Here is a 12,329-nt window from a genome sequence, read left to right as displayed (position 1 = left end):
CGCCCCATCCGGTCGCCCGCCCCATCCATCGCCCGCTCGACCCGTCGCCCGCTCGATCCACCGCTCGATCCACCGCTCGATCGACCCACCACCCGATCGACCCACCACCCGATCGATCCATCGCCCGTCCGATCCATCTCGACCTGGGAAGGAACCCACGTGTCCACTTCGGAATTCACCCTGGACGACCTGCGCCGCATCCTGCTGGAGGGCGCGGGCGTCGACGAGGGCGTCGACCTCGACGGCGACATCCTCGACGAGCCGTTCGAAGTCCTCGGCTACGAGTCGCTGGCCCTGCTGGAGACCGGCAGCCGCATCGAGCGCGAGTACGGGATCGTCCTCGACGAGGACCTGCTGACCGACGCCGACACCCCGCGCGCCCTCATCGAGGCCGTGAACCAGCAGTTCGGCGCCGACGAGCCCGCCGCCGCCTGACCACGACGGCTCTCCCGGGCCGGGCGAAACCTTTCACCGCATCCGAGCGGTGCGCGTCCCACCGCGGGTCCCACCGCGTGCGGGCGGGGACTCGTCCGGCCCGGGCCCGCCGCAGACCGCACGTCACAGGAGAGGAAGCACATGTCAACGCTGGAGAAGCGCGTCGCTCTCATCACCGGGGCGACCAGCGGCATCGGTCTCGCGTCCGCCCGCGCGCTGGCCGCCGCCGGCCACCGGGTGTTCATCGGCGCGCGCGACGCCGACAACGTCGCCGAGACGGTCAAGACCCTCCAGGACGAGGGCGTCGAGGCGGACGGCAGTGTCCTCGACGTCCGCGACCCGGCCTCGGCCGCGGCCTTCGTACAGGCCGCCGTCGACCGCTTCGGCACCGTCGACGTCCTGGTCAACAACGCGGGCCGGTCCGGCGGCGGTGTCACGGCCGACATCGGGGACGAGCTGTGGACCGATGTCATCGACACCAACCTCAACAGCGTCTTCCGGCTGACGCGGGAGGTGCTCAACACCGGCGGCATGCGGCACAAGAGCCGCGGACGGATCATCAACATCGCCTCCACCGCGGGCAAGCAGGGCGTGGTGCTGGGCGCGCCGTACTCCGCCTCCAAGCACGGCGTGGTCGGTTTCACCAAGGCCCTCGGCAACGAACTGGCCCCCACCGGCATCACCGTGAACGCCGTCTGCCCGGGCTACGTCGAGACGCCGATGGCCCAGCGCGTGCGCGCCGGGTACGCCGCCGCCTACGACACCTCCGAGGACGCCATCCTCGAGAAGTTCCAGGCCAAGATCCCGCTCGGCCGCTACTCCACCCCCGAGGAGGTGGCCGGCATGGTCGCCTACCTCGCCTCGGACACGGCCGCCTCGGTCACCGCGCAGGCCATCAACGTCTGCGGCGGACTCGGCAACTTCTGAGCGGACCCCGCCACCCACCGGCTCCCCCCGGCAGCCCGTACCCAGCCCTGGAGAAGAAAGCGTCATGACGACCCGTGAGGTAGAGCACGAGATCACGATCGCCGCGCCGGCACCGGCCGTGTACCGGCTGCTGGCGGAGGTCACCAACTGGCCGCGGATCTTCCCGCCCACCATCCACGTCGAGCAGGTCGAGCGGAACGGCTCCGAGGAGCGGATACGGATCTGGGCCACCGCCAACGGCGAGGCCAAGAACTGGACCTCGCGCCGCGAACTGGACCCCGAGGGCCTGCGGATCACCTTCCGCCAGGAGATACCCGCCCCGCCGGTCGCGGCGATGGGCGGCACCTGGATCATCGAGCCGCTGGAGGAGAACACCTCCCGGGTGCGGCTGCTGCACGACTACCGCGCGGTCGGCGACGACCCGCACGACCTCCTCTGGATCGACCAGGCGGTCGACAGGAACAGCCGCTCCGAACTGGACGCGCTGAAGAAGAACGTCGAGTTCGCGTACGCGGCGGAGGAGGTGACGTTCTCCTTCGAGGACACCGTCCTGGTCGACGGGTCGGTGAAGGACGTGTACGCCTTCATCAACGAGGCGAACCTGTGGTCCGAACGCCTGCCCCACGTCGCCACCGTCCGCCTGCACGAGGACACCCCCGGCCTGCAGACCCTGGAAATGGACACCCGCGCCAAGGACGGCTCCCTCCACACCACCAAGTCCTACCGCGTGACCTTCCCCCACCAGCACATCGCCTACAAACAGGTCACCCTCCCCGCACTCATGACCCTCCACACCGGCCACTGGACCTTCACCGACACCGACGAAGGCGTCACCGCCACCTCCCAGCACACCGTCACCCTCAACACCGACAACATCACAACCGTCCTCGGACCCGACGCCACCCTCACCGACGCCCGCACCTACGTCCACACCGCCCTCTCCACCAACAGCCGCGCCACCCTCAACCACGCCAAAGCCCACGCGGAGAGCAGGCGTTGACGATGACGACGGACCATCAGGACACCGACACGACCACCCTGGACACCGACGTCCTCGTGGTCGGAGCGGGCCCCGCCGGTCTGATGCTCGCCACCGAGCTGCGGCTGGGCGGCGCCGAGGTGGTCGTCGTCGACCAGCGCCCCGGCCCGACCACCGAGTCGCGGGCCTCCACCCTGCACGCCCGCACCATGGAGATCCTCGACTCGCGCGGACTGCTGGACGAACTCGGCACGCCGCCGTGCGATCCGCGCGGCCACTTCGGCGGTGTACCCCTCGACCTGACGCTGCCCGGTCCGTACCCCGGGCAGTGGAAGGTGGCCCAGACCCGTACCGAGGAGCTGTTGCAGCGCCGGGCGGCCGATCTCGGCGCGGATCTGTGGCGCCGGCACCAACTGCTGTCCCTGACCGTGGACGACGGAGCGGCCGACGGGGCCGGGAGCGTGAAGGCCGAGACCATCGGTCCGTACGGTCCGGTCCGTATCCGGGCCCGCTACCTGGTCGGCTGCGACGGCGAGGACAGCACCGTGCGGCGGCTGGTCCGGGCCCCCTTCCCCGGGCAGGACGCCAGGCGCGAGCTGCTGCGGGCGGACGTCTCCGGCGTCAGCGTCGCCGACCGGCGCTTCGAGCGTCTTCGGCACGGGCTCGCCATCGCCGCCACCCGGGACGGGGTGACCCGGGTGATGGTCCACGAGTTCGGCCGGCCGGTGGCCGAACGCGGCGGCAGGGAACCGGACTTCACCGAGGTCACCGACGTGTGGAAGCGCGTCACGGGCGAGGACATCAGCCAGGGTGTCCCGTTGTGGGTCAACGCCTTCGGTGACGCCAACCGGCAGCTCGCGCGCTACCGGCACGGCCGTGTCCTGTTCGCCGGGGACGCGGCGCACCGGCAGATGCCGAGCGGCGGGCAGGCCCTCAACCTGGGCGTCCAGGACGCGTTCAACCTCGGCTGGAAGCTCGCCGCGGTGGTGCGCGGCAGCGCCCCCGAGGAACTCCTCGACACCTACGACTCCGAGCGCCACACCGTGGGCCGTCAGGTCCTCGCCAACATCCGGGCCCAGGTCGAGCTGCTGCTCGGCGGCCCGGAGGTCGAACCGACCCGTTCCCTGCTCACCGAACTGCTCACCGTGGACGGCGTGCGCGGACACCTGGCCGGAATGATCAGCGGCCTCGGCATCCGGTACGACGTCGGAGGCGACGCGGCCGGCGCGGGCTACGCCGACGAGTCGGACGGCTCGGGTGGCGAGCGTGACGGGGGAACGGCCGGAGGCCACGGGTCCGGGGCCGGCAACGCCCTGGGCGCCGGCGCCGGGATCCGCTCCGATGACGGGGCCGTCGGGCACCCGCTGCTCGGCCGGCGGCTGCCGGACGCGTGGCTGGCGCCCACGGGAGACGGCACGCGGCGCCGTACGACCGAACTCCTGCGTACCGGTCGCGGGCTGCTGCTGTCCCTGGACGGGAACGGCGGCGGCAACCGCGAGGGGGCGCTGCGCGCGGCGGCGGAGCCCTGGTCGGACCGGGTCACCTTCGTGGCCGGCCCTCCCGAGGCCGGGGGTCCGCTCCCCGCGGGGCAGGCGCTTCTCGTACGTCCCGACGGTCACGTGGCCTGGGCCGGGCCGCGCCCGGACGGCCTGCCCGAGGCCCTGACCCGCTGGTTCGGCTTCCCGGCCGACCGCGGCTGAAGGCGACCGCAGGACCGTCCGCGGCCCCGGCGGCCCACGACCGGCCGCACCGCACACGTCCACGCACACGTACGTCCACTCACTCGTCCACGGACGCGAACACACACGTACCGCACGTACACGCATACGCACACGAGGCACCGCGGACACGCCACCCATCGACGCGAAGCGCGCCCACGCGCGCGAGGAAAGGACACCCATGGACGCGCAGAAGGACGCGGACGTCATCGTCGTCGGCGCCGGCCCGGCCGGGCTGATGCTGGCCGGGGAGCTGCGACTGGGCGGGGTGAGCGTCATCGTCGCCGAGCGGCTGGAGCGGCCCACCGGACAGTCGCGGGGGCTCGGGTTCACCGCCCGTGCGATGGAGTCGTTCGACCAGCGGGGCCTGGTCCCGCGCTTCGGCGGCCTGGAGAAGAGCCCGATGGGCCACTTCGGCGGAGTGCAGTTCGACTACACCGTGCTGGAGGACGCCCACTTCGGAGCCCGTGGTGTCCCGCAGTCCCGGACGGAGGCGGTGCTGGAGGAGTGGGCCCGCGAGCTGGGTGCCGACATCCGGCGCGGCTGGGAGTTCCGGGCGCTGGAGCAGCACGGGGACGAGGACGCCGACGGGGGCGGGGTCACCGTCACGCTGGCCACGTCCGCCGGGGAGCGTACGCTGCGCGCCCTCTACCTGGTGGGTGCCGACGGCGGACACAGCCCGGTGCGCAGGGCCGCGGGGTTCGACTTCCCCGGCACCCCCGCCACCAGGGGCATGTACCTCGCCGACGTGGTGGGCTGCCGGATCGAGCCCCGCTTCCTGGGCGAGCGGCTGCCCGGCGGCATGGTGATGGCCGCGCCGTTGAAGGAGGGCGTGGACCGGATCATCGTCTGCGAGCACGGCACCCCGCCGGCGGACCGCAGCGAGACCCCCGAGTTCTCCGAAGTGGCGGCGGCCTGGCTGCGGTTGACGGGTGAGGACATCTCCGGCGGGGGCGCCGACTGGGTCAGCTCCTTCACGGACGCCACCCGGCAGGTCACCGAGTACCGGCGCGGCCGGGTGCTGCTCGTGGGCGACGCCGCGCACATCCATCTCCCGGCCGGCGGCCAGGGCCTGAGCACCGGCGTCCAGGACGCGGTCAACCTCGGCTGGAAACTGGCCGCGACCGTACGGGGCACGGCACCCCGGGGCCTGCTGGACACGTACCACGACGAACGCCACGCGGTCGGCGCACGGCTGCTGATGAACACCCGGGCCCAGGGCACCGTCTTCCTCGGCGGCCCCGAGTCGCAGCCGCTGCGCGACCTGTTCGCCGAGCTCATCGGCCTCGACAGCGTGAAGCGCCATCTCGCCGGTGTGGTCAGCCACCTCGACGTCCACTACGACCTCGGGGACGGCGGACATCCGCCGGCCGGCCGCCGGCTGCCGCCGCGCGCGCTGGACACCGCGGCGGGCGAGGTCGGTACGCCCGAACTGCTGCACCCGGCCCAGGGCCTTCTGCTCGACCTCGCCGACGACTCCGTGCTGCGCGAGTCCGCGGCCCGCTGGAAGGACCGCGTCACCGTCGTCACCGGTACCCCGCGGGACCCGGACGCCTTCGGCGGCGCCGGCGCGCTGCTGGTGCGCCCCGACGGCTATGTCGCCTGGGCGGACACCGGTACGGCGGAGCTGTCCGCCGCGCTGCGCCGCTGGTTCGGTGAGCCGGAGGGCGAGTGAGGCCCTGCGCCCGCACGACGGCGGGCCGTGTCCCGGTGACCGCGGGAGCCCGCACACCCGAGCACGACCACGAGAGGAAGTAACCCAGTGAGCGTTCCCACGGCCGAGATCATCCCCTCGTCCGTATCCGGTCCGTCCGTATCCGGTCCGTCCGTGTCCGGTTCCGCCGTACCGGGTTCGTCCGTACCCGGTTCGGCCATGTCCCCGGGCGTGCGGCCCGTCGCCCTGCAAGCCGGTGACGTCACGCTCTCCGCGCTGATCGCCCAGCCGGCCGGGCCGCCGCGGGCGACCGTCGTCGCGGTGCACGGCGGCGGGATGAGCGCGGCCTATTTCGACGGGCAGGCCCACCCCGACGTCTCACTGCTCGCCCTCGGCGCCCGGCTCGGCTACACCATGGTCGCCGTCGACCGGCCCGGGTACGGGCTGTCCGCCGCGGACGCCCCGGGCGGGCAGACCCTGGCCGAGCAGGCCGGTGCGTTGCACGCGGCGCTGCGACACCTGGCCGCGCGCGCCGAGACGGGCGCCGGGTTGTTCCTGCTCGCGCACTCCTTCGGCGGCAAGCTGGCGCTGACGTACGCGGCCTGTCAGGCAGGCGACCCGGATCCGGCCGTACCGCCGCTGCTCGGGCTCGACATCTCCGGGCTCGGCCGCGACTACGCGGTCGACCCGGGCAACGGGCCCGACCCGCATCAGCACCGGAACTGGAAGCGGAACTGGGGCGCTCTGCGGTTCTATCCGCCGAACACCTTCCGCGAGGCGGAGGCCATGGTCGCGCCCATGCCCCCGCGCGAGCGGGCGGAGGCACTGCAGTGGCCGCGCCGGTTCCCGGTCGCGGCGGCGGCGGTGCAGGTCCCGGTGCGGCTGACCTTCGCCGAGCAGGAGCTGTGGTGGCACCACGACGAGGACACGGTCGCCGACCTGGCCGCGCACTTCGCCTCGGCGCCGTCCGCCTCCGTCGACCGTCAGCCCGGCGCGGGGCACAACATCAGCCTGGGCTGGGCCGCCCGCACGTACCATCTGCGCGCGTTCGCGTTCTTCGAGCAGTGCCTCGCGCGACGGACCGCGGGCCCGTCCGTCACCGCCTGACGCCATGACGACGACACGCGGGGCCGGCACCGGAGCCGGCACACGCCCGGCGCCGTTCCGGTCGCTGGCCGTGCGCAACTTCCGCCTCTTCACGGCCGGCCAGGTCGTGTCCGTCGCGGGCACCTGGATGATGGTCACCGCCCAGGACTGGCTGGTGCTCTCCCTGACGGGGGACTCCGGCACCGCCCTGGGCGCGATGACGGCACTCCAGTTCACCCCGCTGCTGCTGTTCACGCTGTACGGGGGCCGGCTTGCCGACCGTCACGACAAGCGGCTGCTGCTCACCCTCGCCAACGTCGTCTCCGGCGTCCTCGCGCTGGCGCTCTCCGTCCTGGCGCTGGCCGGCTCCGTCCAGCTGTGGCACCTGTACCTCTTCGCGCCGGCCCTGGGCACCGTCAACGCGGTCGAGGTGCCCGCCCGGATGGCGTTCGTCAGCGAGATGGTCGGCCCCGACCTGCTGCCCAACGCCTCCGCCCTGAGCGCCGCGTACTTCAACACCGCCCGCGTGGTGGGCCCCGCACTCGCCGGGCTGCTCATCGGCGCGGTGGGCGCGGGGCCGGCGATGCTGTGCAACGCGGCCAGCTATCTCGCCACCGTGACAGCGCTGCGCCTGATGCGCCCCGGGGAACTGCTGCGCACGTCCCCGGCGGAACGCGGCGCCCGGGTGATCGACGGCCTGCGGTACGTGCGCGGTCGCCCGGATCTGTTCGTACCGCTGGCACTGGTCGCGGTCGTCGGCCTGTTCGGCTTCACCTTCCAGCTCACCCTGCCGCTTCTCGCCAGGTCCGTCTTCCACTCGGGGGCGACCACGTTCGGGCTGCTGACCACGGTGTTCGCCGCGGGTTCGCTGCTCGCCGCGCTCGCCACCACCGCCCGCGGCGGCCGACCCACGGCCCGCACCGTCACCGGCTCCGCGCTCGCCTTCGGACTCCTGGAGACCGCGGCCGGCTGGTCGCCCACCTTCGCGTGGGCGGCCGTCCTGCTGTTCCTGACCGGCTTCGCCACCCTCTACTTCGCCCAGGCCGCCAACCACCGCATCCAGTTGGGCAGCGACGCCGCCTACCGCGGCCGGGTGATGGCGCTCTACACGCTCATCCTGCAAGGACTCACCCCGCTCGGTGCTCTCCTCGTGGGCTGGCTCACCGTCCGGCACGGTGCGCGCTCCGGCCTCTACGTGGGAGGGATCGCCTCGTCGACGGCGGCGCTCGCGGTGCTGCTCGCGGGGCGGACTCGCCGTCTCCTGAACAGCCACCGGCCACGACCGGCACCGTGCCGGGCCCGGCCCCAACCACGAAAGGCAGCCCCATGAGCGAAGAGAACCCGTGCAGTTGGCTCGATCGGCTTCCCGATCCGGTCGCCCTGCGCGCCATGACCCCCGACGAGCGGGCCGGTGCCATCGGCCACTGCCTCCGGCTCGAACTGCACGACCTGCTCGCGGTCCCGCCGGGCCACCGGCTCTCGCCCGCCCTGTCGCTGCGCGGCCAGGGCCTCGACCCGCTCGACGCCCTGCACCTGGGGCGCCGGATCCGGCGCGCCCTCGACGCCGAGGTGCCCGCCGAGGTGCTGCGGGAGAGCACCGTCGGTGAGCTGACCGCGCTGCTCGCCCGCTGACCGACCCGTTGTTCCGTCCTTCCAGACCTCTCAAGACAGGGGAGATCCCCAGATGGAGCCCGCGATACCCATGGAACTCGACGGCCGACTGATGGAGCTGGCCGAACGCAAGGACACCGCCCGGGCCGGACAGGACCCGAAGGCCACCGAACGCCAGCACGCCAAGGGCAAACTGACCGCACACGAGCGCATCGAGCTGCTGCTGGACAAGGGCAGCTTCCAGGAGGTCGAACCGCTGCGCCGGCACCGGGCCACCGGCTTCGGCCTGGAGGCCAAGAAGCCCTACGGCGACGGTGTGATCACCGGCTGGGGCACGGTCGAGGGCCGTACCGTCTTCGTCTACGCGCACGACTTCCGCGTCTTCGGCGGCGCGCTCGGCGAGGCCCACGCCTGCAAGATCCACAAAATCATGGACATGGCCATCGCCGCCGGTGCGCCGCTGGTGTCCCTCAACGACGGCGCGGGCGCCCGGATCCAGGAGGGTGTCTCGGCACTGGCCGGCTACGGCGGCATCTTCCAGCGCAACACGAAGGCCTCCGGTGTCATCCCGCAGATCTCGGTGATGCTCGGCCCGTGCGCGGGCGGCGCGGCGTACTCGCCGGCCCTGACCGACTTCGTCTTCGCCGTCCGCGACATCTCGCAGATGTTCATCACCGGGCCCGACGTGGTCCGCGCGGTCACCGGCGAGGAGATCAGCCAGAACGGGCTCGGCGGCGCCGACGTCCACGGCGAGGTCTCCGGGGTGGCCCACTTCGTGCACGACGACGAGGAGAGCTGCCTCGCCGAGGTGCGCTACCTGCTGTCGCTGCTGCCGTCCAACAACCGTGAGCTGCCGCCCCGCCACGTCAGCGGGGACCCGGGCGACCGGTCCGGTGACGTGCTGCTCGACCTGGTGCCGCACGACGGGAACCGTTCGTACGACATGCGGGCGGTCGTCGAGGAGCTCGTCGACGACGGCGACTTCGTGGAGGTGCACGCGGGCTGGGCGACGAACATCCTCTGCGCGCTGTCCCGCGTCGACGGTCACGCCGTGGGGATCGTCGCCAACCAGCCGGCGGCCATGGCGGGTGTGCTGGACATCAAGGCGAGCGAGAAGGCCGCGCGGTTCGTCCAGTTCTGCGACTCGTTCAACATCCCGCTGGTCACGCTGGTCGACGTGCCCGGATTCCTGCCGGGCGTGGACCAGGAGCACGAGGGCATCATCCGGCGCGGCGCGAAGCTCCTGTACGCGTACTGCAACGCCACCGTGCCGCGGGTCTCCGTGGTGCTGCGCAAGGCCTACGGCGGCGCGTACATCGTGATGGACTCGCGGTCCATCGGCGCCGACATCGCGCTGGCCTGGCCGACGAACGAGATCGCGGTCATGGGCGCGGAGGGCGCCGCCAACGTCGTCTTCCGCCGGGAGATCGCGGCCGCGGACGACTCCGACGCGATGCGTAGAGAGAAAATCGACCAGTACAAGAGGGAGTTGGTCCACCCTTACTACGCCGCCGAGCGTGGGCTGGTCGATGACGTCATCGATCCGCGCGAGACCCGGGCGGTCCTGGCCCGTTCGCTGTCGATGCTCGTCGCCAAACACGCCGAACTGCCCCGCCGTAAGCACGGCAACCCGCCTCAGTGAGCGGCCCCGAAGAGTGAGTGAGGGAGGATCCATGACCGCACAGCAACCCGACACCGACCCCGTGGCCGGTCCGCTTTTCCGGATCGAGCGCGGTTGTCCCTCGCCGGAGGAACTGGCCGCGCTGACCGCCGTGCTCATGGCGGTGACCGCCGGCCCCGGCGTCGTACCGGACGATCTCGCCCGCAGGCACCAGGTCGTCGCCCTGTGGCGGCGCCCCGAGCGGATCACCGGCTTCGACGGTCCGCGCACCTGGCGAGCGGCGGCCTGAGCGGATCGGACGGGGGTGGAGCAGGCCGAAGGGCCGGAGAGTTCCCAGGAACTCTCCGGCCCTTCGGCGGTGCGGGACCGGGACGGTCCGCGGACCGGTGGTGGCCGGTCACGGGGAGGTCCGTGTCCCGCGGGGCGCTGTCTCAGCGTTCGAGGTCCCCGTGCTCGGCGGGATCCCGGAGCATGGAACGCAGCCCCGGTTCCATCTGGACGAGGCGTGCGACCGCGTTCGGCGCGTACAGATACGCGGTCGGCACCGCGCGGACGGCGACGGGCCGGTCCCCGGCACCGGCCAGGGCGACCGCGGCGATATGGGTGGAACAGAGCGGAAGGTTGCCCACCACCCAGCCCGTCGGCCGTTCGGCGAGTCCGGCCTCGCCGAGGTAGTCGAGGTCGGCGCCTCGCGTCAGCCCGGTGCCCAGGCCCTTGAGATACGCCTCCTTCCGTGTCCACAGCCGCCCGAAGGCCATGGTCCGCTCGTGCTCGGGCAGCTTCCCGAGCTCCTCCCGTTCGGAGGGGTGCAGCGCCGGCAGACACACCTCGACGGTCTCGGCCGACGGCAGCCGCTGCACGTCGGCGCCCACCCGTGCCTCGGCCACCACCACGATCGCCAGACCGTGGCTGTGCGAGAGCGAGAACTGGGGGGCGCCGCCGGGCACCCCGAGCACCGCCGGCCGGCCGTGCCGTTCACCGTTGCCCTTGTGCCGTTCGCCGGCGAGGTGGAGCCGGCTCGGTTCGATACCGGTGTATCCGGCCAGGACCCGGCGCAGTCCCACATGCGCCGCGGCGTACATCTGGCGGTCGTCGGGCCGGCGGTAGGAGTCGGCCCTCCCTCGCTCGTACGCGTCGAGCTCGTCGTACGGGACATCACGCGGTGAGTCGGGCGGTGGCAGCAGCCACACGTCCAGCTCCCCCCGCGGCACGGCGAGCCGGCGCACCGCCGGGGTCAACGGCGGCCTTCCGCGTGGGCTTTGGCGTGGTTGAGGGTGGCGCGGCTGTTGGTGGAGAGGGCGGTGTGGACGTAGGTGCGGGCGTCGGTGAGGGTGGCGTCGGGTCCGAGGACGGTTGTGATGTTGTCGGTGTTGAGGGTGACGGTGTGCTGGGAGGTGGCGGTGACGCCTTCGTCGGTGTCGGTGAAGGTCCAGTGGCCGGTGTGGAGGGTCATGAGTGCGGGGAGGGTGACCTGTTTGTAGGCGATGTGCTGGTGGGGGAAGGTCACGCGGTAGGACTTGGTGGTGTGGAGGGAGCCGTCCTTGGCGCGGGTGTCCATTTCCAGGGTCTGCAGGCCGGGGGTGTCCTCGTGCAGGCGGACGGTGGCGACGTGGGGCAGGCGTTCGGACCACAGGTTCGCCTCGTTGATGAAGGCGTACACGTCCTTCACCGACCCGTCGACCAGGACGGTGTCCTCGAAGGAGAACGTCAGCCCCGCGTCGGCGACATCACGTTCGGCGTTCTCCTTCAGCGCCGCGAGCTGCGCGCGGGCGTCGCGGTCGACCTCGGCACCGATCCTGTCCAGTGCGCCGGGGGCGTCGCCCTCGGCCCGGAACTCGTGCAGCAGCCGCACCCGGGAGGCGTTCTCCCCCAGTGGTTCGACAAGCCAGGCGCCGCCGATCCCGGCGACGGGGGCCTCGGTGACCAGGTGCTGGAAGTTGACCCGCAGTGCGGCGGGTTCGACGATCCGGCGCAGGGGCCGGCTGCGCGGCCCGCCGTCCGCGGACGGCCCGCCCTCCGCCGTCGGTCCGCTCTCCGCGGACGGTGCGCTCTCCGCGGTCGGCGCGGCTTCCCAGATCAGCAGTCGCTCCTCGCCCTCGGGGGCTTCTTCGTGCGCGACGTGGATGACCGAGGGGAAGATCCGGGGCCAGTTCTCCACCTCGGCGATCAATCGGTGGACCGTGTCCGCAGGGACCGCGATGTTGATCTCGTGCGCGACTTGGCGCATGCCCGGGTGCTCCATGCTTACTGTCTCCTCGTCCTGGTGTGGTGCGCGCGGACGGGGCGGGCCGGGAACGG

12 protein-coding genes are annotated in these 12,329 nt (G+C 72.4%); 10 read left to right on the top strand and 2 right to left on the bottom strand.

Features of this window, described 5'->3' with window-relative positions:
* Window positions 1-159 precede the first annotated feature (159 nt).
* The 10 genes from GFH48_RS20135 to GFH48_RS20090 all read left to right on the top strand — a co-directional run bounded on the left by GFH48_RS20135 (window position 160) and on the right by GFH48_RS20090 (window position 10,320).
* Complete coding sequence (locus tag GFH48_RS20135) at window positions 160-435, top strand: acyl carrier protein (protein ID WP_148010170.1); 276 nt, start codon at window positions 160-162, stop codon at window positions 433-435.
* Between the two features lie 141 nt (window positions 436-576).
* Window positions 577-1,362, top strand: coding sequence for a 3-oxoacyl-ACP reductase FabG (gene fabG, locus GFH48_RS20130; protein ID WP_153289588.1), 786 nt, complete (start codon window positions 577-579; stop codon window positions 1,360-1,362).
* Between the two features lie 64 nt (window positions 1,363-1,426).
* On the top strand, window positions 1,427-2,362 hold the full coding sequence (locus tag GFH48_RS20125) for an aromatase/cyclase (protein WP_153289587.1): 936 nt from the start codon (window positions 1,427-1,429) through the stop codon (window positions 2,360-2,362).
* Window positions 2,363-2,364: 2 nt separating this feature from the next.
* Window positions 2,365-4,041 (top strand): FAD-dependent oxidoreductase, encoded by a 1,677-nt coding sequence (locus GFH48_RS20120; protein WP_153289586.1) that lies wholly within the window; start codon window positions 2,365-2,367, stop codon window positions 4,039-4,041.
* Window positions 4,042-4,240: 199 nt separating this feature from the next.
* Window positions 4,241-5,734, top strand: a complete 1,494-nt coding sequence (locus GFH48_RS20115) for an FAD-dependent monooxygenase (protein WP_153289585.1) — start codon at window positions 4,241-4,243, stop codon at window positions 5,732-5,734.
* 198 nt (window positions 5,735-5,932) lie between these two features.
* Window positions 5,933-6,820 (top strand): alpha/beta hydrolase, encoded by an 888-nt coding sequence (locus tag GFH48_RS20110; protein ID WP_194280869.1) that lies wholly within the window; start codon window positions 5,933-5,935, stop codon window positions 6,818-6,820.
* A 4-nt stretch (window positions 6,821-6,824) separates the two neighbouring features.
* Complete coding sequence (locus GFH48_RS20105) at window positions 6,825-8,129, top strand: MFS transporter (protein ID WP_153289584.1); 1,305 nt, start codon at window positions 6,825-6,827, stop codon at window positions 8,127-8,129.
* The gene (locus tag GFH48_RS20100; RefSeq protein WP_148014262.1) at window positions 8,126-8,431 is read left to right on the top strand and encodes an acyl carrier protein; all 306 of its coding nucleotides are present in this window, start codon (window positions 8,126-8,128) and stop codon (window positions 8,429-8,431) included. Before GFH48_RS20105 ends, GFH48_RS20100 begins: the two co-directional genes overlap by 4 nt.
* A 52-nt stretch (window positions 8,432-8,483) precedes the next feature.
* Window positions 8,484-10,052 carry an acyl-CoA carboxylase subunit beta gene (locus GFH48_RS20095; RefSeq protein WP_153289583.1) on the top strand — a complete coding sequence of 523 codons (1,569 nt, stop codon included), beginning with the start codon at window positions 8,484-8,486 and terminating at the stop codon, window positions 10,050-10,052.
* Between the two features lie 31 nt (window positions 10,053-10,083).
* Window positions 10,084-10,320, top strand: a complete 237-nt coding sequence (locus GFH48_RS20090; RefSeq protein ID WP_153289582.1) for an acyl-CoA carboxylase subunit epsilon — start codon at window positions 10,084-10,086, stop codon at window positions 10,318-10,320.
* A gap of 142 nt (window positions 10,321-10,462) precedes the next feature.
* Here the strand turns inward: GFH48_RS20090 and GFH48_RS20085 are convergent, their stop codons facing one another.
* Window positions 10,463-11,269 carry a 4'-phosphopantetheinyl transferase family protein gene (locus tag GFH48_RS20085; RefSeq protein ID WP_153289581.1) on the bottom strand — a complete coding sequence of 269 codons (807 nt, stop codon included), beginning with the start codon at window positions 11,267-11,269 and terminating at the stop codon, window positions 10,463-10,465.
* Entirely contained in the window at window positions 11,266-12,273 is a 1,008-nt protein-coding gene (locus GFH48_RS20080; protein WP_153289580.1) for an aromatase/cyclase, read from the bottom strand. The genes GFH48_RS20085 and GFH48_RS20080 overlap by 4 nt, the downstream gene beginning before the upstream one ends.
* Window positions 12,274-12,329: the final 56 nt, after the last annotated feature.

The sequence above is a fragment of the Streptomyces fagopyri genome, from assembly GCF_009498275.1.
In the GTDB taxonomy this organism is placed as follows: domain Bacteria; phylum Actinomycetota; class Actinomycetes; order Streptomycetales; family Streptomycetaceae; genus Streptomyces; species Streptomyces fagopyri.
The sequence above is the reverse complement of the archived record's forward strand: the minus strand, read 5'-3'. Positions and strand labels throughout refer to the sequence as shown.